Raw genomic sequence first — 23328 nt, forward strand, 5'->3', positions numbered from 1 at the left:
CGTCATGCATGCCCTGGAAATAATTGCTCAAAAACACATTTTATATCTTTCTGGATATGTTATTTTGATATGTCATGGACTTGCTTCCCCATTCATGCGCCCCCTGGTGCCGTTTTTTGCATTATGCTGGCGCAACAGTTCCCCACGCGCCGCCTGACGCCGAAAGACGACCATGCCTGCCCAACGCCCGCTCCAGCTTGCCATTGCCTATGGCGCCACCTTGTGCGTCTTCCTGGCCATCGACGCCCTGTGGCTGGCGGTGCTGATGAAGCCGGTGTACGCCGCAGCCCTGGGACCCTTGCTGGCGGACACGCCCCGCTGGGGCCCGGCCGTGCTGTTTTACCTGCTGTACGTGCTGGGGCTGGTGGTGTTTGCCATCCTGCCCGGCCTGCGCGCGCGCCGCGGGCCCACGGCGGCGGCGCTGGGTGCGCTGCTCGGGCTGCTTGCCTATGGCACTTATGATTTGAGCAACTATGCGACCTTGCGCGACTGGCCGCTGGCCTTGACGGCGATCGACATGGCCTGGGGCGCCGTGCTGTCGGCCGTGTCGGCGACTGCCGGCTACCTGGCCGCTAGCCGCCTGGGACGGTGAACTCCGCATCGAAGCGCAGCGCCAGCACGGTAAGGTTGTCGCTATGTAAACCTGTTGGCGGATGGGAGAGGAAATCGTCCAACAGGGCGGTGACGGCCTGTGCCGCAGTCTTGCCGGCACACAGGGCGGGCCAGCGGGCCGTGAGAGCCAGCGGGTCGTCGCAGGCCCAGAAGCCGTCGCTGGCCAGCAGATAGTGGGCGCCGGGCCGCACGCGCAGCACGCGGCGGTCGCCCAGATGCGCGAGGAAGGGCGGCAAGGTGGCCGCATCGAGGCCCATTAATGGCTTGTCGAGCTGCAAGCTGTCGCTGATGGCGTTGCCTAGGATAAATGCCTGCGAGATTTGCGGATGGTGCTCGCCATGCACGGTGGCCCGCCAGCGCGTCTCGTCGAGCGCGCCGCGCATGGCATACACGGTGGCCGGCACGTGGTCGACGGTGAGGATGCTGGCCGCCCCGTCGGCAATTTCATACAGGCGCGAATCGCCCACGTGATACAGCAGCGGCGCTTCGCCGGGCGGCACTTCCAGCAAGGTCAGGGTGGTGCCGGGTGGACGCGCCTGGGCTGGCGTCGTCCTGGCGAAGGTATCCTGCAAGCGCGTGTGCAACTGATCCAGCCTGGCAGCCAGGCTGGCCGTATCGAGGCAGGCGGGCACGGCCAGCAAGCCTTGCACGGCCGCTTCCGCCGCTTCGCGCCCCTGGCCGTGGCCGCCCATGCCGTCGAGCACGGCCGCGCGCACATGGCCGCGTGGCCAGCCAGGCACCTGGCAGTGGAACGGCGCCTGGCGCGACAGGCAGACGGCGTGGCCGCTGGCATCGATCAGCAGGAAGTTATCCTGGTTCTCGCGGCGCGGCAGCGGGCCGGCGCCCACGCTGCTGCCGGCGGCGGCATCGAGCCAGGGGGCGAAGTCGAGCCCGTCTTTGATTAAATGCATCGGTTGTTGCGGTCCAGGCGGCCAGCAATGTTGATCATAGGACACAGCTTAGCCGAAATCGTGCGGGAGCGATACCTTGCCTATTTCGCAAAAAAACCTGCGGCAGCAGGCTGGCGCAGGTCTCTTCGGGGTGATGCAGGGCAATGCTTAGCGGCGATGGCCCCAGCCGTGGCCATGACCGTGGCCACGGTCATAGTAGTCGCGGCGGTCATAATCACGGTAGTAGCCGCGGCCCGGTTGCACGTAGACGACAGCCGGCGGGCCGTAGTAGCGCGGTGGCGGCGCGTAGTACACGGGCTGCGGCGCCGGTGCGTAGTACACCGGTTGCGGCGCAGGCGCGTAATAGGTTTCGCGGTAGCCGCCGCGATAGCCGCCACGGTCGTAATAGCGGTCATTTGTATTGATGCTGTTGCCGACGGCGGCGCCGATGACGCCACCGACGATCGCACCATTGCGTCCGCCGGTGCTGTTGCCAATGGCCGCCCCGACAACGGCGCCTGCAACGGTATTGAAGTCGCGGTCACCGGCGACTGCGGCCGAAGACACCGCCACTGCCGCTACCATTACCGCACCCAGGAGTTTCTTGTTCAACATGGCATTTCCTTCCATTCCGGCGAGATCACAATGATCTGCATGAACTGGACTATATCCGCTGCCGCAAGCTTGTTCCACGTCTAATACAACTTATTACAATCCTGCCCCGGTGGTAACAAGTCAGCGCGTACGCGCCTGCCATTCGGGACGCAGCAGGCTGTACATTTTGGCATCGCGCATCACGCCATTGATGAAGAAGGCCTGGCGTATCAAGCCCTCCTGGGTAAAACCGTTCTTTTGCGCGATGCGCTCGGAGCCGAAGTTCAGCGGGTCCATCAGCAGTTCCAGCCGGTGATACGGATAGGCGCTGAACAGGTAGTCGACCACCAGGCGCGTCGCCTCGCTGATGTAGCCTTGCCCGTCGCGCTGCCGGTCGAACAGGCGGTAGCCGATCTCGCGCGAGGCCGGCGTGCGGCTCTTGAAGTGCGTGATCGTGCCGATGATGTGCTGGGCCTTGTCTTCGATGAGGAACAATTCGCTGTCTTCGGTAACAAAGCCCGTTTGCAGGAAGTCGCGCCGCATGGCCTCGGGCGACTTGAATTGCAAGGAGAAAAACTCGCCGCGCGAGGGCAAGTCGTTGACGAGGGAAATATAGGTGTTCAGGTCGGCAGCTTGCAAATGCCGGACGGTACAGAGGGTTCCCTTGAGCATGTCGGTTTCCGGTGGCGATCACGAATCCTGATGGTAATCGACTCCGGGGGAAACAGGCAATCGATCCCGTAAAAGTTGCTGCAATGACAGAATAAATACGCTATCGTAGAAAGCCGCGCCTTGCCCATGGCCACGGCGCACCCGTTTCGACTTCGTTGACTGGAACTGACATCACATGCATACCATCCTGACTGGCGCGCCACTGCGCCGTTCCGCTTTATTCCTTGCCCTGGGCTGCATCGTCAGCGCCGGGACCTTTGCCGCCGCGCCAGGCAACACGCCGCAAGCGCTGGCGCAGGTGCGCGACACGGCGCTGCAAAGCGACTGGGCCTACGCCCGCCTGGCCGACATGACGGATTTGATCGGCCCGCGCCTGTCCGGCTCCGCCGGCGCCGCCGCCGCCGTGCAGCAGGTGGCGAACACCATGCGCCAGCTGGGCGCCACCGTCACCCTGCAGCCCGTGAAAGTGCCGCACTGGGTGCGCGGCGTGGAAACGGCGGAAATCGTCGACTATGCGGGCCGTCCGCAGGGCGTGTCGCAGCGCGTGGTGCTCACGGCCCTGGGCGGCTCGGGCGCCACTGCGCCAGCTGGCCTGACGGCGCCCCTGATCATCGTCAAAAGCCTGGAAGAACTCAAGGCGCGCGCGCCGGAAGTGAAGGGCGCCATCGTGCTGATCGACACACCGTTCGACCAGGAGATGGCCGAGCGTGGCCTGGCCGGCGTCACCTATGGCCAGGGTTCGCGTTTCCGTTTTAATGGCCCCAGGGCCGCGGCGGAGCTGGGCGCGGCCGCCGCGCTGGTGCGCTCGATCGGCGGCGCGAACTTCCGCATTCCGCATGCGGGCGCCACGGGCCTGGACGACAAACAGCGCATTCCGGCCGCCGCCGTCACCGTGGAAGACGCCCTGCTGATCGGCCGCCTGGCCGCGCGCGGTCCCATGAAGATGCACCTGACCCTGACGCCGCAAAACCTGCCGGAAGCGGACAGCTACAACGTGATCGCCGACTGGGCGGGCACGGACAAGGCCGACGAAGTGGTGGTGGTGTCTGGCCACCTCGATTCCTGGGACCTGGCGACGGGCGCGCACGACGACGGCGCCGGCGTGGTGGCGGCCATGGGCGTGGTGGAGACACTGAAAAAGCTCGACTACCGCCCGCGCCGCACCATCCGCGTGATCGCCTGGATGAACGAGGAAAACGGCGGGCGTGGCGGCCAGGCCTACTTTGAAGCCCACAAGCAGGCGCTCGGCAAACAATATGCGGCCATCGAGATGGACAGCGGCGCAGGCCGCCCGTTCGGTATCAGGGCCAGCGTGGGACCGAAGGCGGAAAAACTGTTTGCGCCTTTGCTGGCGGCCCTGCAGCCGATGGGCGCGCACGCATTCACGCGCCGCGACGCGCTGGGCACGGGCGACCTGCACCGCCTGGAAACGGCCGGCGTGCCCAGCTTCGAGCCGCTGGTCGACAGCCACAGCTACTTCCACTACCACCATACGCCGGCCGACACCCTGGACAAGGTCGAGCCGGATAACCTCAAGCGCAACGTGGCCCTGATGTCGTCGCTGGCCTGGTTCCTGGCCAATATCGACGGCGAGATCGGCCGCGCGCCGGAGCAGGGTGAATAAGCGCCAATGTCGCTACCCGACCTGAACCTGTTGATTACCCTTGATGTGCTGCTGGCCGAGGGCAGCGTCACGCGCGCGGCGCGGCGCTTGCGCTTGAGCCCATCGGCCATGAGCCGCGCCCTGGCGCGCCTGCGCGAGACGACGGGCGATCCGCTGCTGGTGCGCGCCGGCCGTGAACTGGTGCCCACGCCGCGCGCGCTGGAGCTGCGCGAACGGGTGGGCCACCTTGTGGGCGAGGCGCTGGCCGTGCTGCGACCGGCGGAGCAGCTGGACCCGCGCCAGCTGGCGCAAACGTTTACGCTGCGTTCGAGCGATGGTTTCGTGGAGAATTTCGGCCCGGCGCTGCTCGCGCACATCGGCGCGCAAGCGCCTGGCGTGCGCCTGCGCTTCGTGCAAAAGCCCGACCGCGAAAGCACGCAGCTGCGCGAGGGCAGCATCGACCTGGAAACGGGCGTGATCGGCAGTCTCACCAGCCCGGAAGTGCGCACGCGCAGGCTGTTCGGCGACCGTTTCGTGGGCGTCGTGGGCAGCGGTCATCCGCTGGCGCAGGGCGACATCAGCGCCGAGCGCTATGCGGCCGGCCAGCACGTGCTGGTGGCGCGGCGCGACCAGGATACGGGGCCGATGGACGACGCGCTGGCCGCCCTGGGATTGCAGCGCACGATCGCCAGCATCGTCGGCGGCTTTACGGCGGCGCTGGCGCTGGCCGCCGGCTCCGACCTGATCGCCACTGTGCCGGAACGCCATACGGGCAATCTGCGCGCCGGCATGTTCACCTTTGCGCTGCCGCTGCGCATGCCGGAGCTAACCGTGTCATTGATGTGGCATCCGCGCATGGATGCCGACCCCGCCCACCGCTGGCTGCGCGGCTGCGTGGTCGACGTCTGCGCGGGCCAGATCAACGCGGGCTGATGCCTCCGCGCGCATCATGCGGGGTCTTCAGCCCTGCCTTGGGAGCGGCCTAGCGTGAAAATCGCCAGCGCCGCCAGAATGAGCGCGCTGGCCACGCCGAAGGTGGCATGCATGCCGACGATCGTGGCCGCTGGCCGGGCGTTGGCGATATCGCCGGCGCCCGCAGCGAAGACGGCGCCCATCACGGAGGCGCCCGTGACGAGCCCCAGATTGCGCGACAGATTGAGCATGCCGGAGATGACGCCGCGCTGCTCGGGAGCGATATCGCCCATCACGGCCGTATTGTTGGCTGCCTGGAACAGCGCATAGCTGGCCGTGAGCAGCATGATGGGCGCGGCGTAGCCGGGAATGCCCAGGCTGGCAGGCAGCAGGGCCAGCGCCATGCAGGCGGCCGCCGCGCCGCCCAGGCCCGCGCCGCCCATGCGCCGCGCGCCGTAGCGGTCCACCAGCCAGCCGGACGGCACACCGCAGAACGCGGCCACCAGCGGCCCGGCCGCCAGCACCATGCCGGTGGCGGCAGCGCCCAGGCCCAGGCCGCGCGCGAGATAAAAGGGGCCGACCACGAGGGTGGACATCATCACAGTCGACACCAGCATGCTGGTCGCCAGGCCGGCGCCGAGCACGGGCGCGCGCAGCATGGTCAGGCGTATCAGCGGCGCCGGCGCTTTCAGTTCAACGCGGACGAACACGATGGCGCCCACGCAGGCGGCCAGCAGCAGCGCCACGTTGCCCACGCCGAAATGGCCGCGGCCCAAGGTCATGGCCAGCGCATAGGCGGCCAGGGTCAGCGCCAGCAGCACGGTGCCGCGGTGGTCGAACACGGGCCGTTTGGCGTTGGCGCTTCGCCGGTCGGCCGGCAGGTAGCGCCAGGCCAGCAGCAGCGCCATGCCGGCCAGCGGCACGTTGACGAGGAAAATGGCTTGCCAGCCGAAGCGCGCGATCAGCAGGCCGCCCAGCGCGGGACCCAGCGTGGTGCCGACGGCCGACATGGTGCCGAGCAGGCCCATGGCGCTGCCCGTCCTGGCCTTGGGCACGGTGCTGCCGACAAAGGCCATGGTCAGCGCCATCATGACGGAAGCGCCCAGGCCCTGCAGTGCGCGCGCGGCAACCAGCAGCCACAAGGAGGGCGCCAGCGCGCACAGGATGGAGGCGGCGGCAAACAGCGCGATGCCGGCCAGCAGCAGGCGGCGCCGGCCGACCATGTCGCCCAGGCGCCCCACGCTGACGATCAGCGCGGTGATGGCCAGCAGATAGGACAGCACGATCCATTGCACATCCTGGAACGGCGCGTGCAGGGCCCTGGCCATGTCGGGCAAGCCCACGTTGGCGATGCTGGTGCCCAGCGCGGGCAGCAGCATGGCCAGAGACAGGCTGGCAAGCGCGCCGCGCATGGGTAGCGTGATGGTCTGCTGCTCGGGTGGTGCGGATGTTGACGGTGGTTGCATGGCGTGGCGGATCCTCGGATAGGGTCGCCACATGGTACTGAGGGATTTGGCATGGCGGAAGACGCAGCATGTGCATTGTGTTATTGCGTCTGACGCCATGTGAGGGAACTACATCACCAGGCTAGATCGCATTGAGCGGTATCTTCAGGTAGCGCACGCCGTTGTCTTCCGGCTCGGGCAGCTTGCCCGCATTGATGTTGACCTGGATGGCGGGCAGGATCAGGGTCGGCATGTCGAGGGTGGCGTCGCGGCCCGTGCGCATGGCCACGAATTGCTCTTCCGTAATACCGTCGCGCAAGTGGATATTGCTGGCGCGCTGTTCGGCCACCGTCACTTCCCAGCGCGGCGCGCGGCCGTTGGGCGGGTAGTCGTGGCACATGAACAGGCGCGTCTGCGGCGGCAGCGACAGCAAACGCTGCACGGAGCGGTACAGCAGGGAAGCGGAGCCGCCGGGAAAGTCGCAGCGGGCCGAGCCCACGTCCGGCATGAACAGGGTGTCGCCCACGAAGACGGCGTCGCCGATCTGGTAAGCCAGGTCGGCCGGCGTGTGGCCGGGCACGTGCAGGACGCGCACTTCCAGCTTGCCAATATGAAAAACCTGGTCCGGGGCGAACAGCTGGTCGAACTGCGAGCCGTCGGCGCGCGCACCGTCCTGGTGGTAGACGGCCGCGAAGGCCTGCTGCACCGTCTGGATGGCGGCGCCGATGGCCACGTCGCCGCCCAGCTGCTGCTGCAGGTAGGGCGCGGCGGACAGGTGGTCGGCATGTGCGTGGGTTTCCAGCAGCCAGCGGCACTGCAAGCCATGTTCGCGCACGAAGGCGATCACCTTGTCGGCCGAGGTGGTCGAGGTGCGGCCCGCCTTCGGGTCGTAGTCGAGCACGGAATCGATGATGGCGCAGTCGCGCCCATCGGCCTCATACACGACATAGGTGACGGTGGCAGTGGCGGGGTCGAAGAAAGCTTGGATTTGAGGAGTCATCACGGCGGCAAGAGACGGGCAGGGAAGGCTATTATATCGCCAGAGTTCGCTAAAAAATGCTGCAATTCCATGTTCAGCATGCGAAAAACGCATAAGCGGCCGAGGCACGCGCACTGCTGCCGTGCGCACCCTGGGCCTTGCCGCGTGCTAACCTCATTGCTACAAGGAGGAATTCATGAACGATATCACTGCACGCAGCGAACAGTACCGCGGTTTTACGATTTCCGTGACCCCGCAAAAGGATAACGACGATCTATGGGATTTTACCTACCGCCTGCAGCGCGAAGGGGAGCCCGAGGCGCAGGCGATCACGCGCAGCCGCACCCTGGGCGGTTATGCGGCTCCCGAGACGGCATGCGCGGCCGGCCTGGAAGTAGCCCGCACGGAAGTGGATAACCTGCTGCGTCCTTGAGCCAGCGTAAATCGTTTAGCCCGAAAGTGAGCCTGGCTACGGCCGGCGCGTGAAACACGTCGCTGCCGGTCGCGCTTCATGCTACGATTTCCATTATTGAGTCAGTCGCCAAGGAGGCACCCCATGAATAGCAGTTCCAAAATTCACTATAAAGGCTGGGAAATCGTTCCCCTGGCCGTGCCCACCACCGACGGCAAATGGTCGGCCAGTTGCGACATCGAGCGCGCCACGGCGGAAGGACTGGAAGTATTCGAAGGCTCGACCATGCAATTCGTGCGCGACGACGAGGAGGGCGCCATTGCCGCCGCCTGCGAGGAAGCCGTGCGCCAGATCGACAACATCATCGCCAATCCGCTGGTGCGGCTGGCCTGATCCCTCACCTTTCCGCACTCATCTTGCAGCCGGCACCCGCCGGCTGTTTTTCTTTCCGCTCCTGCTTCCATTGATTTCACCGAGTCCTGTTGCATGTTTCAATATTTTGTTTCAATGTGAAATTATGAAACAATATTGAAACGTTGTTCAAGCCAAACGTGACATCGCTGTTACCAGGCGGTACAGCCGTGGAGCAGCGCCGGCGCGCGCCTTCCCCCTGTTTTCACTCTGCCGTCACGTCTTTTTTGCGACGCCGCGCCGGCCTGGCACGGCATTTGCAATACTGGTGCTCATAGCCACTCCGTGAAACATTCGGGACCATCCGAAACCCATAAGGTGAACACATGACTCAATACTCCGCAGGTGCCGCATTCCGCAAGGCCGTCCAGGAAGAATCCCCGTTGCAAGTCGTCGGCGCCATCAACGCCAACCACGCCTTGCTGGCCAAGCGCGCCGGCTATAAAGCCATCTACCTGTCCGGCGGCGGCGTCGCGGCCGGCTCGCTGGGCTTGCCCGACCTGGGCATTTCCAGCCTGGACGACGTGCTGACCGATATCCGCCGCATCACCGACGTGTGCGACCTGCCGCTGCTGGTCGACGCCGACACGGGTTTCGGTTCGTCCGCCTTCAACGTGGCGCGCACGGTGAAATCGATGATCAAGTTCGGCGCGGCCGCTCTGCACATCGAAGACCAGGTTGGCGCCAAGCGCTGCGGCCACCGTCCGGGCAAGGAAATCGTGAGCAAGGAAGAAATGGTCGACCGCATCAAGGCGGCCGTCGATGCGCGCACGGACCCGAACTTCGTCATCATGGCGCGCACCGACGCGCTGGCCGTCGATGGCCTGGAAGCGGCACTGGAACGCGCCGTCGCCTGCGTCGAGGCGGGTGCCGACATGATATTCCCGGAAGCGATCACGGACCTGGACATGTACGCCACCTTCGCCAAGGCCGTCAACGTGCCGATCCTGGCCAACATCACGGAATTCGGTTCCACGCCGCTGTTCACGCTGGACGAACTGCGCAGCGCCCACGTGGGCCTGGCCCTGTACCCCTTGTCGGCCTTCCGCGCCATGAACAAGGCGGCCGAAAACGTCTACCAGGCGCTGCGCCGCGACGGCACGCAAAAGAACGTCGTCGACACCATGCAAACGCGCATGGAGCTGTATGAATCGATCAATTACCACGATTTCGAGCAAAAACTCGATGCGCTGTTCGCCGCGCAAAAGAAATAAGTAAAGAAGCAGGGGCCGTATGCGGGCCCCGCAGTGACGCAACCGAGACTAGTCAATTTTTGGAGAAATCAATGAACGCACCGCAAGCCGCCACTTTCAAGCCTAAAAAATCCGTCGCCCTGTCCGGCGTCACCGCCGGCAACACGGCGTTGTGCTCGGTCGGCAAGACCGGCAACGATTTGCACTACCGCGGCTACGATATCCTGGACGTGGCAGACAGCTGCGAGTTCGAGGAAATCGCCTACCTGCTGGTGCACGGCAAGCTGCCGACTTCCGCGGAACTGAAAGGCTACAAGGCCAAGCTGAAATCCTTGCGCGGCTTGCCGTCGGCCGTAAAGCTGGCGCTGGAAGCGCTGCCGGCCGCCGCCCACCCGATGGACGTGATGCGCACGGGCGTGTCCGTGCTGGGCTGCACCCTGCCGGAAAAAGACGACCATAACGCGCCGGGCGCGCGCGACATCGCCGACCGCCTGATGGCGTCGTTCGGCTCCATGCTGCTGTACTGGTACCACTACAGCCATAACGGCAAGCGCATCGAAGTGGAAACGGACGACGACTCGATCGGCGGCCACTTCCTGCACCTGCTGCACGGCGAAAAACCGTCGGCGTCGTGGGAAAAAGCCATGCACACCTCGCTGATCCTGTATGCGGAACACGAATTCAACGCCTCGACCTTCACCAGCCGCGTCATCGCCGGCACGGGCTCGGACATCCATTCGGCCATCACGGGCGCCATCGGCGCGCTGCGCGGTCCGAAACACGGCGGCGCGAATGAAGTGGCGCTGGAGATCCAGAAACGCTACGACAACCCTGACGAAGCGGAAGCGGACATCCGCGAGCGCGTCGCCAACAAGGAAGTGGTGATCGGCTTTGGCCATCCCGTCTACACGATTTCCGACCCGCGCAACGTGGTCATCAAGGAAGTGGCCCGTTCGCTGTCGCAGGAAGCCGGCTCCACCAAGATGTTCGACATCGCCGAGCGCCTGGAATCGGTCATGTGGGAAATCAAGAACATGTTCCCGAACCTGGACTGGTTCTCGGCCGTGTCCTACCACATGATGGGCGTGCCGACGGCGATGTTTACGCCGCTGTTCGTCATTTCGCGCACCTCGGGCTGGGCCGCCCACATCATCGAGCAGCGCATCGACAACAAGATCATCCGCCCGAGCGCCAACTACGTGGGCCCGGAAGACCTGGAATTCGTGCCGATCAAGGACCGCAAATAATGACCCCTAATATGAACACACTGCACCGCAAGGCTTTGCCGGGAACAGGGCTGGACTATTTCGACACGCGCGCCGCCGTCGATGCGATTCAGCCAGGCGCCTACGCCACCTTGCCCTACACCTCGCGCGTGCTGGCCGAAAACCTCGTGCGCCGCTGCGACCCGGCCACCCTGAACGCCTCGCTGAGCCAGTTCATCGAACGCCGCCGCGACCTGGACTTCCCGTGGTTCCCCGCGCGCGTGGTCTGCCATGACATCCTGGGCCAGACGGCCCTGGTCGACCTGGCCGGATTGCGCGATGCCATCGCGGCCCAGGGCGGCGACCCGGCCCTCGTCAATCCCGTCGTGCCCACGCAGCTGGTGGTCGACCATTCGCTGGCCGTCGAATGCGGCGGTTTCGACCCCGACGCCTTCGCCAAGAACCGCGCCATCGAAGACCGCCGCAACGAAGACCGTTTCGACTTCATCGACTGGACCAAGAAAGCGTTTAAAAACGTCGACGTGATCCCGCCGGGCAACGGCATCCTGCACCAGATTAACCTCGAGCGCATGTCGCCCGTGATCCAAGTGCAGGACGGCGTGGCCTATCCCGATACCCTGGTGGGCACGGATTCGCATACGCCCATGGTCGATGCGCTGGGCGTGATCGCCATCGGCGTGGGCGGCCTGGAAGCGGAAAGCGTGATGCTGGGACGCGCCTCGTGGATGCGCCTGCCCGACATCATCGGCGTCAAGCTGACGGGTAAACCGCAGCCCGGCATCACGGCCACGGATACCGTGCTGGCGCTGACGGAATTCCTGCGCAAGCAAAAGGTCGTCTCGTCCTATCTGGAATTCTTTGGCGAGGGCGCATCGCACCTGACCCTGGGCGACCGCGCCACTATTTCCAACATGGCGCCGGAATTCGGCGCCACGGCCGCCATGTTCTACATCGACGAGCAAACCATCAAGTATCTGAAGCTGACGGGCCGCGACGATGAACTGGTCAAGCTGGTGGAAGTCTATGCGAAGGAAACGGGTTTGTGGGCCGACAGCCTGGCGGACGCCCAGTACGAGCGTGTATTGACGTTCGACCTGTCGTCCGTCGTGCGCAATATCGCCGGGCCGTCGAATCCGCACAACCGCGTGCCGACGTCGGAACTGGCCGCGCGCGGCATCTCCGGCGTGGTCGAGAACGAGCCGGGCAAGATGCCGGACGGCGCCGTCATCATCGCGGCCATTACCAGCTGCACCAACACGAACAATCCGCGCAACATGATCGCCGCCGGCCTGATCGCGCGCAATGCGAACCGCCTGGGATTGACCCGCAAGCCATGGGTGAAATCGTCGCTGGCGCCCGGCTCGAAAACCGTGGAACTGTATCTGCAGGAAGCGGGCCTGATGCCGGAACTGGAACAGCTGGGCTTTGGCGTCGTGGCCTTTGCCTGCACCTCGTGCAACGGCATGTCGGGCGCGCTCGACCCCGTGATCCAGGATGAAGTGGTGTCGCGCGACCTGTACGCCACGGCCGTCCTGTCGGGCAACCGCAACTTCGACGGCCGCATCCACCCGTACGCAAAGCAGGCTTTCCTCGCCTCGCCGCCGCTGGTGGTGGCCTACGCGATCGCCGGCACCATCCGCTTCGATATCGAAAAGGATGTGCTGGGCCATGACGCGGATGGCAAGCCGATTCTGCTCAAGGATATCTGGCCGTCCGACGAGGAAATCGACGCCATCGTCGCTGCCAGCGTCAAGCCGGAGCAGTACCGCAAGGTGTACATTCCGATGTTCGCCGCGCAGGCGGACGACGGCATCAAGGTCAGCCCCCTGTACGACTGGCGTCCGCAGACGACGTATATCCGTCGGCCGCCATACTGGGAAGGCGCGCTGGCTGGCGCGCGCCCCTTGAAAGGCATGCGTCCGCTGGCCGTCCTGGGCGACAACATCACGACCGACCACTTGTCGCCATCGAACGCCATCATGCTCGACAGCGCGGCCGGCGAATACCTGGCGAAGATGGGCTTGCCCGAGGAAGATTTCAATTCCTACGCCACGCACCGGGGCGACCATTTGACGGCGCAGCGCGCCACGTTTGCCAACCCGACCCTGAAAAACGAGATGGTCATCGAGGACGGCAAGGTGAAAGCGGGTTCGCTCACGCGCATTGAACCGGAAGGCACGATCTCGCGCATGTGGGAAGCCATCGAGGTGTACATGGAGCGCAAGCAGCCATTGATCATTATCGCCGGCGCCGACTATGGCCAGGGTTCCTCGCGCGACTGGGCCGCCAAGGGCGTGCGCCTGGCCGGCGTGGAAGCCATCGTGGCCGAAGGCTTCGAGCGCATCCACCGCACCAACCTGGTGGGCATGGGCGTCTTGCCGCTGGAATTCCTCCCCGGCGTGAACCGCAAGACCCTGGGCCTGGACGGCAGCGAAACCTACGATGTCGTGGGCGAGCGCACGCCGCGCTCCACCCTGACCCTCGTCATCCACCGCAAGAACGGCGAAACGGTGCAAGTGCCCGTCACCTGCCGTCTCGATACGGCGGAAGAGGTGTCGATCTATGAGGCCGGTGGCGTGCTGCAACGGTTTGCGCAGGATTTCCTCGAGTCTTCGAAAGCCGCGTAATTCACGATTGATGCAACGTAAATCAGGGGTCAGACCCGGCGGGTCTGACCCCAGCTCTTTGCCTCTGGGTTTAATCAGCAATTCAACGCAGGAACTCTAATGACCCACACCCCCCAAATCAAAATCCCCGCCACCTATATGCGCGGCGGCACCAGCAAGGGCGTGTTCTTCCGCCTGCAGGATTTGCCTGCCAGCGCGCAAGTGCCGGGCGCCGCGCGCGATGCGCTCCTGCTGCGCGTGATCGGCAGCCCCGACCCCTACGGCAAGCAGATCGACGGCATGGGCGGCGCCACCTCGAGCACCAGCAAGACGGTGATCCTGGCGCAAAGCAGCAAGCTTGACCACGACGTCGACTATCTGTTCGGCCAGGTTTCCATCGACAGGCCCTTCGTCGACTGGAGCGGCAATTGCGGCAACCTGTCGGCCGCCGTCGGCTCGTTCGCCATTGCCAGCGGCTTGGTGGACGCCGCCCGCGTGCCTGCAAACGGCATCGCCACGGTGCGCATCTGGCAAGCCAATATCGGCAAGACCATCATCGCCCACGTGCCCATGACGCAGGGCGAAGTACAGGAAACGGGCGACTTCGAACTCGATGGCGTGACCTTTCCGGCCGCCGAAGTAAAGCTGGAATTTCTCGATCCGGCCGCGGAGGAAGAGGGCGGCGGCGGTGCGATGTTCCCTACCGGCAACCTCGTCGATGACCTCGACGTGCCTGGCATCGGCGTGTTGAAAGTCACGATGATCAACGCCGGCATCCCGACGATTTTCGTCGATGCGGACGCCATCGGCTACACGGGCACGGAGCTGCAGGACGCCATCAATGGCGATCCGGCCGCGCTGGCCCGCTTCGAGACCATCCGCGCGCACGGCGCGCTGCGCATGGGCCTCATCTCCCATCTCGACGAGGCGGCGAAGCGCCAGCACACGCCGAAAGTGGCGTTTGTCGCCAGGCCGGCCAGCTACGTCTCGTCCAGCGGCAAGCAGGTCAACGCGGCCGATATCGACCTGCTGGTGCGCGCCCTGTCCATGGGCAAGCTGCACCACGCCATGATGGGCACGGCCGCAGTTGCCATCGGCACGGCGGCGGCCATTCCCGGCACCCTGGTCAACCTGGCGGCGGGCGGCGGACTCCGCAACGCGGTGCGCTTCGGCCACCCGTCGGGTACCCTGATGGTGGGCGCGGAAGCGGCGCTGGCCGATGGCGCATGGAGCGTCACCAAGGCGATCATGAGCCGCAGCGCGCGCGTGCTGATGGAAGGGGCGGTGCGCATTCCCGGCGACGCGTTTTAAGCTGCCAGGTCCGGCGGGGCCGATACGCATGCAGATAAGTTGATATTTCTGCTAGCAACGAAACGGAGCGACAAGGAAAATGGCGGGGCGCCAAGGCGTGGCCCTGGCGACCTCCCATCTTCCCGACAGGTAAAGCGATGCTATTCAACTCATGGATCTTCCTGTTTGCCTATCTGCCCGTCACGGTGGCCGGTTTTTTCATCCTCGGCCGGCGCAAGCAATTATGGGCTGCCGCCTGGCTGGCGGCGGCTTCGCTGTTCTTCTACGCTTACTGGGATTACCGCTACCTGCCGCTGTTGCTGGGTTCCGTCGTCTTCAACTACGGCTGCGCGGCCTGGCTGGCAGCCAGTCCCCCGGCGCGCAAGAAATGGATACTGGCTGCCGCCATTGCCGCCAACCTCGGCTTGCTCGCCTACTATAAATACGCGGGATTTTTCCTTGCCAGCCTGGCGCAATTGCTGGAGCGGCCCATGCCCGCCCTGCACGTGATTCTGCCCATCGGCATTTCCTTTTTTACTTTTACCCAGATCGCCTTCCTGGTCGACACCTGCAAGGGCAAGGTGCAGGAAAGCCGCTTCGTCCACTATCTGCTGTTCGTCACCTATTTCCCGCACCTGATCGCCGGCCCCGTCTTGCATCACAAGGAAATGATGCCGCAATTTGCCGACCGGCGTACCTTCCGCCTGTCTGCCAGCAATATCGCCATCGGCAGCACGATTTTTTTCATCGGCCTGGCCAAGAAGGTGCTGGTTGCCGATAATATCGGCGCCTATGCGGCGCCCTTGTTCAGTGATCCCGTCGCGCCATCGTTGCTGGTCGCCTGGGCTGGCGTGCTCGCGTATGCGTTCCAGCTGTACTTCGATTTTTCCGGCTATTCCGACATGGCCATCGGCTTGTCCCGGTTGTTTGGCGTGCGGCTGCCCTTGAACTTCGATTCACCCTATAAATCGCGCAATATCGCCCAATTCTGGCGCCGCTGGCACATGACCCTGTCGCGCTTTCTGCGCGATTACTTGTATATCCCGCTGGGCGGCAAGCGCTGCGGCCCGCTGCGGCGCTACCTGAACCTGATGATCACCATGGTGCTGGGCGGCCTGTGGCATGGCGCCGGGTGGAATTTCATCGTCTGGGGCGCGCTGCATGGCGCCTACCTGGCCATCCACAAGGGCTGGAGCGCTGTCGCGCGGCAGTGGCATTTGCCGTCCGATACGCGGGTGGTGAACATCCTGGCGACGATCCTCACTTTCACTGCCGTCTGCCTTGCCTGGGTCTTCTTTCGCGCGCCCGACCTGGCGACCGCCCTGACGATCATCAAAGGCATGGCAGGCGGCTTTGGCCTGGCCTTGCCCGATGTGCTGGCGCCCCATCTGCTGCCGCTCCAACCCGTGCTGGGCGCCATGGGCATGGCTTATTACCTGGGCGGCGGCACGGCATTCATTGAAAGCTGGACGTGGATAGCGGTGGCTGCGCTGATTACCTTTGCCTTGCCGAATACGCAGCAGATCATGCGCCATTTCGATCCCGCGCTGAATTTTCAGGCGGGAGGGGAACGCATGCTTGCCTGGCGCGCCTCGCCTGGGTGGGCGGCGGCCATCGCCGTGCTGGCGCTGGCAAGCATGCTGGCCCTGAACCGTCCCGCCGAATTCCTGTATTTTCAATTCTAGGGGGAGGGCACATCATGACAGCGTCTCCTTTCAAATCCTATCTGGCCATCCTGGCGCTGCTGCTGGCGGCCGGTGCCGTGCTGCTGGGCGCCTTCGTCTTCGTCGTCGATCCGTATGGCTTGTACGGCGTCGTCCGGCGCGACAACTTCAATGCCGTCAAGCCGGGCCTGAGCCGCTACCAGAACCAGATCAAGCAGGAGCATGCGCTGCGCAGGCAGCCGCGCTTCATCATCCTCGGCAATTCGCGCGCCGAGATCGGCTTCGATCCGCGCGCCAGCGCCTTGGCGGCGCTGGGCGCCGGCTACAACCTGGCGATACCCGGCACGGGCCTGGCCACGTCCGCCAGCCAGTTTGCGCAATTGCGCCAGGCGGGCGTCCGGCCACGCACGGTCATCGTGGGCATGGAATTCATCGATTTTCTCAATCCCGCCGTCGCGCCAGTTGCACGCTCGGCGCCAGCCGCCGCTGCGCCTGCGCATGGCCATGCGTTCTGGCGCTTCGATGCGCTTTTCTCGCTGGCGTCAGTCAAGGATGCCGTGCACACGCTGCGCATCCAGCATGATGGCGAAGCGGCGACCATGTCGGCCGACGGCTTCAATCCCTTGCTCGACTATGGCGGCCATGCGCGCCGCGACGGCTACCACAAGATGTTTGCGCAACGGGCGCAGGAAAGCGCCGCCAACTTGCGCCGCAAATCGACGCGCGGCCTTGCCACCGAAGACTTTCAATTGCTGCGTAATTTTCTGCTGGCGATGGCGGCCACGCAGGCCGATGTCAAGCTGGTGATCTATCCGTATCACGCGCAAATGCTGGCCATGTTCGAGGTTGCGGGGCTGTGGCCCTTGTTCTAGGAATGGAAAGCACAGCTGGTGCAGGAAATTGGCGCGGTCAGGGCGCGGTACCCGGACGCACGCATTTCCCTGACTGATTTCAGCGGTTATGGCGCGTACAACTGCGAGCCGATACCCGCCGCCAATGAGCGGGGCACTGCCACCCGCTGGTACTGGGAAGCGGGGCATTTCAAGAAGGCGCTGGGCGACATCGTGCTGCGGCGCGTGATGTCGCCACAGGACAGTGCGCCGGACGACGGGCAGTTCGGCATGTCGCTCGATGGCGCCAGCCTGGCGCAAAACCGCGAACGGATCGCGCAAGAGCGCGGCATCTGCGCGGCGGCGCAGCCGGCCTTGTTTTCCAGGCAGCTGCTGGCTGAACAGCATGGCCAGGGCGGGGGACGCAGATGAACAGATAAGTAAAAAAGCATGGAAAACTACACTACCGGAGGAGACATGAATTTCGCAAGTTTTTATCAACGCTCGATCGATACGCCCGATGCTTTCTGGCGCGAGGAAGCGGAAAAGATCGACTGGAACACCCCGTTTTCGCAAGTGCTCGATTATTCGCGCCCGCCGTTCGCCAAATGGTTCGTCGGCGGCACCACCAATTTGTGCCACAACGCCGTCGACCGCTGGGTGGACAGCCAGGGCGATGCCGCCGCGCTGATCGCCATTTCCACGGAAACGAATACGGAGCGCACCTACAGTTTTCGCGAGCTGCAGCGCGAAGTGGAACGCTGCGCCGCCACCTTGCTGTCGTTGGGCGTGGTCAAGGGTGACCGTGTACTGATCTACATGCCGATGATCGCCGAGGCGGCGTTCGCCATGCTCGCTTGCGCGCGTATCGGCGCCGTGCACTCCGTCGTCTTTGGCGGCTTTGCCGCCAACAGCCTGGCCAGCCGGATCGACGATGCGCAGCCCAAGCTGGTGTTTTCCGCCGATGCCGGTTCGCGCAATGGCAAGGCAATCGCCTACAAGCCGCTGCTCGACGAAGCCATCCGCATCGCCGCGCACAAGCCGAGGCAAGTGCTGCTGGTCGATCGCCATCTGGTGCCGATGGAACTGACGCCAGGCCGCGACGTCGATTACGCGGCCCTGCGCGAGCGGCACCTGGACGCGCGGGTGCCCGTCACCTGGCTCGAATCGAATGAACCATCGTACGTGCTGTACACCTCGGGCACGACGGGAAAACCGAAGGGCGTGCAGCGCGACGTGGGCGGCTATGCGGTGGCGCTGGCGTCGTCGATGCAGTACAACTTCTGCGCCAAGCCCGGTGAAACCTTCTTTGCCACCTCGGACATCGGGTGGGTGGTGGGGCATTCCTACATCGTGTACGGCCCGCTGATCGCCGGCATGGCCACCATCCTGTACGAAGGCTTGCCCATCTGTCCCGATGCGGGCATCTGGTGGAGCATCGTTGAAAAATACAAGGTCACGCGCATGTTCTCGGCGCCGACGGCCATCCGCGTGCTGCGCAAGCATCCGGTGGAACTGATGCGCAAATACGACCTGTCGTCATTGAAAGCGCTGTACCTGGCGGGCGAGCCGCTCGATGAAACCACGTCGCAATGGATCGCCGACGAACTGAAAGTGGACATCATCGACAACTACTGGCAGACGGAGACTGGCTGGCCCATCCTCTCGGTGGCGAAAGGCGTGGCCGACACGCCGACGCGCCTGGGCAGCCCCGGCCTGGCCATGTACGGTTACCAGGTCAGGCTGCTCAACGAAGCGACGGGCGAAGAGTGCGGCGCGAACGAAAAGGGCGTGCTGGTGCTGGAAGGTCCGCTGCCGCCGGGTTGCATGCAGACGGTGTACGGCGACGATGCGCGCTTCGTCGACACCTACTGGTCCACCTTCGGCGAGCGGCAAGTGTATTCCACGTTCGACTGGGGCGTGCGCGACGCGGACGGCTATTATTTTATTCTGGGCCGCACGGACGACGTCATCAACGTGGCCGGCCACCGCCTGGGCACGCGCGAAATCGAGGAAAGCATCACCAGCCATCCGAACGTGTCGGAAGTGGCCGTGGTGGGCGTGGAAGACAAGCTCAAAGGCCAGGTGGCGATGGCTTTCGTGATCCTGAAGGACCCGCAGGGATACGACAGCGTGGAAGCGAAAGCGGCGCTGGAACGCGAAGTGATGGCCGTGGTCGACCGCCAGCTGGGCGCCGTGGCGCGGCCCGCGCGCGTGCTGTTCGTGGCGCAGCTGCCGAAGACGCGTTCGGGCAAGCTGCTGCGACGCTCGATCCAGGCCATCTGCGAAGGGCGCAGCCCGGGCGACCTGACGTCGATGGACGACCCGGCATCGCTGCAGCAGATCCAGGCAGCGCTGGCATAAGCGCCATGCTGAGCGTGAAGTTTATCATTCGATAAACTTCACGCTCAAATGCGGTCGCTTTCCTTGCGCACGACCCGGCCCACGATCAGGCAGTCATTGCCGCGGCACAGCTTGCGGTGGTATTTGCGCTGGTCGGGGTTGTCCGACGTCAGCCACCATTCGCCGATGTCGCGCGCCATGCGCTTGACCACCGGCTCGCCTTCGTAATTGATGGCAAACACGATGCCGTCGGCCGGCCGGTTGTCGGCCGTATTGATGATCACCACGTCGTCCTCGTACAGCGCCGGTTCCATGCTCTCGCCCTTGACCTTGATCGCCACCAGTTTTTCAGGGTGGTAGCCATTGCGCTCGACCCAGCTGCGCGGCACGCTGATGGTGCTGCCGTCGTGCGTTTCCGGTTCGATGGCAAAGCCCGTGATGCCCGCCGACAGACGCAATTTGACCTTGCGAATCGGGTAAAAACGCTCATCCTCGCCATCTTCCACCACCACGGGCTGCGCGCCGGCCAGCGCGCGCGCGGCCATGGTCGCCTGGTCGGGCGCCGCGCCCTGGTCGAAATACATGCTATCGAGCTGCAGGTCCGCTTCCAGCTTGCGCGCGATCTTTTCGCTGAACGCGCGTCCCTCGCGGTAGGTGGGCGAGAGGATTTGCGAGATGCGCGCCTCGCTCCAGCCGCTGACGTCGGAAATCTTCTTGCGCGTGTTGTCGTAGTGCTCGCGGATCAGGGCCAGCAGGCGGTCGCGTCTGTATTGATACATATTCATCTCCACATTAAACCCGAAATTTACCGTTTGATAAATTACCAAATGCTTGACTTTAACATTAGCGATTGATAAAGTCTACTTGTTGCCTGTCGCAAACGCACTACAGCGTCTGCCGGCTGGCGACGCTACGGGAGGGCAGGCAGATGTTGAACGGTAGTCAGTTGGTTGCAAGCAGGGCGGCGCCGCGGCAGGGGCGCCAGTTACAGGGACGCGGCAAGAAGTCGCAGCTGCACATCGCCCGCATCGCGCAGTACATCGGCGAGCAGGGCCAGGCCAGCGCGGCGCAGTTGTCCGCCTTGCTGGGACTCGATGCGGGCACCATGAGCCGCTATTTGCGCCACATGTGCGGCATGGGGCAGATCCATCTGGCGCAGCGCCATTGCACCGAGCCGGGTCGCCAGCGGCCCGCCCTGTATGCGCTGGGCGAGCAGGACGACGACGTCGATGGCTGGGCCGAGCTGCCGCCGCAAGTGCGCCGCACGGCCAGCTGGGTGCGCGGCACGGCCAGCCGCGATCCGCTGGTGGCGGCGCTGTTTGGCCCGGCGCAAGAGCAGGGCAGCAAGCCATTTCTCAAATGAATGACAGCAAGCAAGCTGCCAAGCGCAGCTTTTTTGCCGCAACTGAAAGCACATCATGCATATCGATATCACCGCCGCAGGGGCTGCCTGGATCAAGCTGCTGGGCGTCCCCTTGCTGGCCGCCTTCTTTGCCACCTTGCTCAGCTTCATGGTCATGTGGCCACGCAACTGCAAGGAAGCGCTTATCCGTATTTGCTCCAGCATCATCATCGCAACGTTTGCCGGTCCCGTCCTGGTGTCGGTGGTGCTGGCGTGGTGGCCCGGCTTGTTTGACAGCGCGCAAACGGTGGCGGCGCTGTATGGCTGTGATCCGGCCACGGGCTTCCTGTTCATCGCCGCACCGCTGATGGCGCTCGTCGGCTTGCCGGCATGGTGGCTGGTGAGTGCCAGCGTGCGCTGGTTCGACCGGCGCCGCGACAAGGATATCGGTGAACTGGCGGCAGATGCGGCCGCTGCCGTCAAGGAGATGCGGACGCGACGTTGACGGCGCTGGCGTCCTCTTTTAGTGCATGCGCATGGCGGCGCGCCTGAAATCGGTGCGAAGGGGGAGGGTACCATGCGCCTCGTGCTGGTTTGTCACCACAAACTGTATACAATCCACCTGGCACGAAGCGTGCATGGCTACCTTGGTCGTCCCATCCCAGGAGCTTCGCATGCATCATCGGTCGCCAGTGTGTTCCCGTCGTCCCGTTTCTCTCTTGCTTTTCCCTTTCATCCGCGTCCATCCGGGGCGCGGTCACCCAGGAACTGGAGCGTAAATGGCCTCTCCCCGCTTGAAATCCATCCACCGCAGCACTCCCGGCAGCGCGCCTGCGGCGCCGTCCCCCGTCGATGAAATCCTGCCGGCCGGCAAGTTGTTTACCTTGGGCTTGCAGCACGTGCTCGTCATGTACGCGGGCGCCATTGCCGTACCGTTGATCGTCGGGCGCGCCCTCAAGCTGCCGCCCGAGCAGGTGGCGGCGCTGATCAGTGCCGACCTGTTCTGCTGCGGCCTCGTGACCCTGATCCAGTCCCTGGGCATAGGCAAGCATTTCGGCATCCGCCTGCCCGTCATGATGGGCGTCACCTTTGCCGCCGTCAGTCCCATGCTGGCCATGGCGAACAACCCGGCCCTGGGCATCACGGGCATCTTTGGCGCCGTGATCGGTGCCGGCGTCGTCTCGATGCTGATCGCGCCCTTCATCAGCCGATTGCTGGCCCTGTTTCCGCCCGTCGTCACGGGCAGCATCATCGCCGTGATCGGCGTGTCGCTGATGCGCGTGGGGGTGAACTGGGCCATGGGCGGGCCGCCCGCCATGGCGCAGATCGCCGATCCCGCCTTTGTCAAGATGGCCGCTGCCGCCACGGCGGCCGGCTTGCCCGCGCCGGCCGGTCCCGTGCCCATGATCGCCAACCCCGGTTACGGCGCGCTGGACAACATGGGTATCGCCGTCTTCGTGCTGGCCGTTATCTTGCTGGTGGCCAAGTATGGCCGCGGTTTCCTGTCGAATATCGCCGTATTGATCGGCATCATCGCCGGCACGGCGCTGTCGTTTGCGCTGGGCAAGGCCGATTTCGCCAAGGTGGCCGGCGCCAAGGCTTTTGCCATCGTCACGCCGTTCCAGTTCGGCATGCCGACTTTCGACCTGGTTGCCATCGTCACCATGAGTCTCGTGATGATCGTCGTCATGATCGAGTCGCTCGGCATGTTTTTGGCCTTGGGCGAAATGACGGGCAAGCGCGTCGGGCAGGCCGACATCAGCCGCGGCTTGCGCGTCGATGGCCTGGGCACCTTGATCGGCGGCATCTTCAATACCTTCCCTTACACCTCGTTTTCGCAAAACGTGGGCCTGGTGGGCGTGACGGGCGTGCGCAGCCGCTGGGTCTGCGTGGCGGCCGGCATCATCCTGCTCGTCATGGGCGTGATCCCGAAGATTGCGCAAACGGCCGAAGCCGTGCCGGCGTTCGTGCTGGGCGGGGCAGGGCTGGTGATGTTCGGCATGGTCGCCGCCACCGGCATCCGCATCCTGGCTGGCGTCGACTACAAGAGCAACCGCAACAACCTGTTCATCGTGGCCCTGGCTATCGGTTTCGGCATGCTGCCGCTGGTGGCGGAACAGTACGCGCAGCACATGCCGAAAGTGCTGTCGCCGTTGCTGCACAGCGGCATCCTGCTGGCCGCCATCGTCGCCGTGCTGCTCAATCTGTTCTTCAATGGCTTGACGTCGCAGGAAAAGGCGCAGGAGCAGGCGCGCGAGAACAGCCATGGCAGCGATTGAAACGCAGCCTGGCGCCGCATGCCGG

The 23328-nt window shown here is 64.4% G+C and carries 22 protein-coding genes; 16 read left to right on the plus strand and 6 right to left on the minus strand.

The window, feature by feature from the left end; genetic code table 11:
• Nucleotides 1-172: 172 nt before the first annotated feature.
• Nucleotides 173-592, plus strand: coding sequence for a DUF2177 family protein (locus BLU39_RS15855; RefSeq protein ID WP_092714556.1), 420 nt, complete (start codon nt 173-175; stop codon nt 590-592).
• Here BLU39_RS15855 and BLU39_RS15860 read toward each other — a convergent pair.
• The 3 genes from BLU39_RS15860 to BLU39_RS15870 form a co-directional block, all read right to left on the minus strand.
• Nucleotides 573-1523: a PP2C family protein-serine/threonine phosphatase gene (locus BLU39_RS15860; protein WP_092714558.1), complete on the minus strand. Its 951-nt coding sequence runs from the start codon at nt 1521-1523 to the stop codon at nt 573-575. The genes BLU39_RS15855 and BLU39_RS15860 overlap by 20 nt on opposite strands.
• 147 nt (nt 1524-1670) lie before the next feature.
• Nucleotides 1671-2117 (minus strand): glycine zipper 2TM domain-containing protein, encoded by a 447-nt coding sequence (locus BLU39_RS15865; protein ID WP_092714561.1) that lies wholly within the window; start codon nt 2115-2117, stop codon nt 1671-1673.
• 120 nt (nt 2118-2237) lie between these two features.
• Entirely contained in the window at nt 2238-2768 is a 531-nt protein-coding gene (locus tag BLU39_RS15870; RefSeq protein ID WP_092714563.1) for a GNAT family N-acetyltransferase, read from the minus strand.
• A gap of 175 nt (nt 2769-2943) precedes the next feature.
• Here BLU39_RS15870 and BLU39_RS15875 point away from each other — a divergent pair, with 175 nt between their 5' ends.
• Both BLU39_RS15875 and BLU39_RS15880 read left to right on the plus strand, forming a co-directional pair.
• Entirely contained in the window at nt 2944-4392 is a 1449-nt protein-coding gene (locus BLU39_RS15875; protein WP_092714565.1) for a M20/M25/M40 family metallo-hydrolase, read from the plus strand.
• 6 nt (nt 4393-4398) lie between these two features.
• A complete protein-coding gene (locus tag BLU39_RS15880; protein ID WP_092714567.1) occupies nt 4399-5304 on the plus strand; it encodes a LysR family transcriptional regulator in 906 nt (301 codons plus the stop codon).
• A 14-nt stretch (nt 5305-5318) separates the two neighbouring features.
• On the opposite strand, the gene BLU39_RS15885 is transcribed toward BLU39_RS15880, so the two are convergent.
• The gene (locus tag BLU39_RS15885) at nt 5319-6749 is read right to left on the minus strand and encodes an MFS transporter (RefSeq protein ID WP_092714569.1); all 1431 of its coding nucleotides are present in this window, start codon (nt 6747-6749) and stop codon (nt 5319-5321) included.
• A gap of 121 nt (nt 6750-6870) precedes the next feature.
• A complete protein-coding gene (locus tag BLU39_RS15890; RefSeq protein ID WP_092714571.1) occupies nt 6871-7728 on the minus strand; it encodes an MBL fold metallo-hydrolase in 858 nt (285 codons plus the stop codon).
• 175 nt (nt 7729-7903) lie between these two features.
• Between BLU39_RS15890 and BLU39_RS15895 the strand changes: the two genes are divergently transcribed.
• From BLU39_RS15895 to BLU39_RS15940, 10 genes are all read left to right on the plus strand, one after another.
• A complete protein-coding gene (locus BLU39_RS15895; RefSeq protein ID WP_092714573.1) occupies nt 7904-8140 on the plus strand; it encodes a hypothetical protein in 237 nt (78 codons plus the stop codon).
• A 123-nt stretch (nt 8141-8263) separates the two neighbouring features.
• Nucleotides 8264-8512, plus strand: a complete 249-nt coding sequence (locus BLU39_RS15900) for a hypothetical protein (protein ID WP_034751890.1) — start codon at nt 8264-8266, stop codon at nt 8510-8512.
• 344 nt (nt 8513-8856) lie between these two features.
• A complete protein-coding gene (gene prpB, locus BLU39_RS15905; protein ID WP_092714575.1) occupies nt 8857-9744 on the plus strand; it encodes a methylisocitrate lyase in 888 nt (295 codons plus the stop codon).
• 71 nt (nt 9745-9815) lie between these two features.
• Entirely contained in the window at nt 9816-10970 is a 1155-nt protein-coding gene (gene prpC / locus BLU39_RS15910; protein ID WP_035819899.1) for a bifunctional 2-methylcitrate synthase/citrate synthase, read from the plus strand.
• Between the two features lie 11 nt (nt 10971-10981).
• Nucleotides 10982-13576 (plus strand): Fe/S-dependent 2-methylisocitrate dehydratase AcnD, encoded by a 2595-nt coding sequence (acnD, locus tag BLU39_RS15915; protein WP_092714577.1) that lies wholly within the window; start codon nt 10982-10984, stop codon nt 13574-13576.
• Between the two features lie 99 nt (nt 13577-13675).
• Complete coding sequence (gene prpF / locus BLU39_RS15920; RefSeq protein ID WP_092714579.1) at nt 13676-14866, plus strand: 2-methylaconitate cis-trans isomerase PrpF; 1191 nt, start codon at nt 13676-13678, stop codon at nt 14864-14866.
• A gap of 137 nt (nt 14867-15003) precedes the next feature.
• Nucleotides 15004-16530 carry an MBOAT family O-acyltransferase gene (locus BLU39_RS15925; RefSeq protein ID WP_092714581.1) on the plus strand — a complete coding sequence of 509 codons (1527 nt, stop codon included), beginning with the start codon at nt 15004-15006 and terminating at the stop codon, nt 16528-16530.
• Between the two features lie 14 nt (nt 16531-16544).
• A complete protein-coding gene (locus BLU39_RS15930; RefSeq protein WP_092714583.1) occupies nt 16545-17381 on the plus strand; it encodes a hypothetical protein in 837 nt (278 codons plus the stop codon).
• A gap of 18 nt (nt 17382-17399) precedes the next feature.
• Complete coding sequence (locus BLU39_RS15935; RefSeq protein ID WP_092714585.1) at nt 17400-17771, plus strand: hypothetical protein; 372 nt, start codon at nt 17400-17402, stop codon at nt 17769-17771.
• Nucleotides 17772-17816: 45 nt separating this feature from the next.
• Entirely contained in the window at nt 17817-19703 is a 1887-nt protein-coding gene (locus tag BLU39_RS15940) for a propionate--CoA ligase (RefSeq protein WP_092714587.1), read from the plus strand.
• A 44-nt stretch (nt 19704-19747) separates the two neighbouring features.
• Here the strand turns inward: BLU39_RS15940 and BLU39_RS15945 are convergent, their stop codons facing one another.
• On the minus strand, nt 19748-20461 hold the full coding sequence (locus BLU39_RS15945) for a S24 family peptidase (RefSeq protein WP_092714588.1): 714 nt from the start codon (nt 20459-20461) through the stop codon (nt 19748-19750).
• Between the two features lie 149 nt (nt 20462-20610).
• On the opposite strand from BLU39_RS15945, the gene BLU39_RS15950 reads away from it, so the two are divergent.
• From BLU39_RS15950 to BLU39_RS15960, 3 genes are all read left to right on the plus strand, one after another.
• Nucleotides 20611-21045 (plus strand): FeoC-like transcriptional regulator, encoded by a 435-nt coding sequence (locus BLU39_RS15950; protein WP_139178306.1) that lies wholly within the window; start codon nt 20611-20613, stop codon nt 21043-21045.
• Nucleotides 21046-21100: 55 nt separating this feature from the next.
• Complete coding sequence (locus tag BLU39_RS15955; RefSeq protein ID WP_092714592.1) at nt 21101-21529, plus strand: hypothetical protein; 429 nt, start codon at nt 21101-21103, stop codon at nt 21527-21529.
• 274 nt (nt 21530-21803) lie between these two features.
• The gene (locus BLU39_RS15960) at nt 21804-23303 is read left to right on the plus strand and encodes a nucleobase:cation symporter-2 family protein (protein WP_254788991.1); all 1500 of its coding nucleotides are present in this window, start codon (nt 21804-21806) and stop codon (nt 23301-23303) included.
• Nucleotides 23304-23328: the final 25 nt, after the last annotated feature.

It is taken from the genome of Janthinobacterium sp. OK676 (genome assembly GCF_900103595.1).
Taxonomy (GTDB): domain Bacteria; phylum Pseudomonadota; class Gammaproteobacteria; order Burkholderiales; family Burkholderiaceae_D; genus Janthinobacterium.

Coding starts and splice junctions, on each gene's coding strand:
- prpF (WP_092714579.1), top strand. CDS start 13,676: ATGACCCACACCCCCCAAATCAAAATCCCCGCCACCTATATGCGCGGC.
- BLU39_RS15890 (WP_092714571.1), bottom strand. CDS start 7,728: ATGACTCCTCAAATCCAAGCTTTCTTCGACCCCGCCACTGCCACCGTC.
- BLU39_RS15940 (WP_092714587.1), top strand. CDS start 17,817: ATGAATTTCGCAAGTTTTTATCAACGCTCGATCGATACGCCCGATGCT.
- BLU39_RS15900 (WP_034751890.1), top strand. CDS start 8,264: ATGAATAGCAGTTCCAAAATTCACTATAAAGGCTGGGAAATCGTTCCC.
- BLU39_RS15925 (WP_092714581.1), top strand. CDS start 15,004: ATGCTATTCAACTCATGGATCTTCCTGTTTGCCTATCTGCCCGTCACG.
- acnD (WP_092714577.1), top strand. CDS start 10,982: ATGAACACACTGCACCGCAAGGCTTTGCCGGGAACAGGGCTGGACTAT.
- BLU39_RS15950 (WP_139178306.1), top strand. CDS start 20,611: ATGTTGAACGGTAGTCAGTTGGTTGCAAGCAGGGCGGCGCCGCGGCAG.
- BLU39_RS15875 (WP_092714565.1), top strand. CDS start 2,944: ATGCATACCATCCTGACTGGCGCGCCACTGCGCCGTTCCGCTTTATTC.
- BLU39_RS15930 (WP_092714583.1), top strand. CDS start 16,545: ATGACAGCGTCTCCTTTCAAATCCTATCTGGCCATCCTGGCGCTGCTG.
- BLU39_RS15895 (WP_092714573.1), top strand. CDS start 7,904: ATGAACGATATCACTGCACGCAGCGAACAGTACCGCGGTTTTACGATT.
- BLU39_RS15865 (WP_092714561.1), bottom strand. CDS start 2,117: ATGTTGAACAAGAAACTCCTGGGTGCGGTAATGGTAGCGGCAGTGGCG.
- prpC (WP_035819899.1), top strand. CDS start 9,816: ATGAACGCACCGCAAGCCGCCACTTTCAAGCCTAAAAAATCCGTCGCC.
- BLU39_RS15860 (WP_092714558.1), bottom strand. CDS start 1,523: ATGCATTTAATCAAAGACGGGCTCGACTTCGCCCCCTGGCTCGATGCC.
- BLU39_RS15880 (WP_092714567.1), top strand. CDS start 4,399: ATGTCGCTACCCGACCTGAACCTGTTGATTACCCTTGATGTGCTGCTG.
- BLU39_RS15945 (WP_092714588.1), bottom strand. CDS start 20,461: ATGTATCAATACAGACGCGACCGCCTGCTGGCCCTGATCCGCGAGCAC.
- BLU39_RS15960 (WP_254788991.1), top strand. CDS start 21,804: ATGGCCTCTCCCCGCTTGAAATCCATCCACCGCAGCACTCCCGGCAGC.
- BLU39_RS15885 (WP_092714569.1), bottom strand. CDS start 6,749: ATGCAACCACCGTCAACATCCGCACCACCCGAGCAGCAGACCATCACG.
- BLU39_RS15870 (WP_092714563.1), bottom strand. CDS start 2,768: ATGCTCAAGGGAACCCTCTGTACCGTCCGGCATTTGCAAGCTGCCGAC.
- BLU39_RS15955 (WP_092714592.1), top strand. CDS start 21,101: ATGCATATCGATATCACCGCCGCAGGGGCTGCCTGGATCAAGCTGCTG.
- BLU39_RS15855 (WP_092714556.1), top strand. CDS start 173: ATGCCTGCCCAACGCCCGCTCCAGCTTGCCATTGCCTATGGCGCCACC.
- prpB (WP_092714575.1), top strand. CDS start 8,857: ATGACTCAATACTCCGCAGGTGCCGCATTCCGCAAGGCCGTCCAGGAA.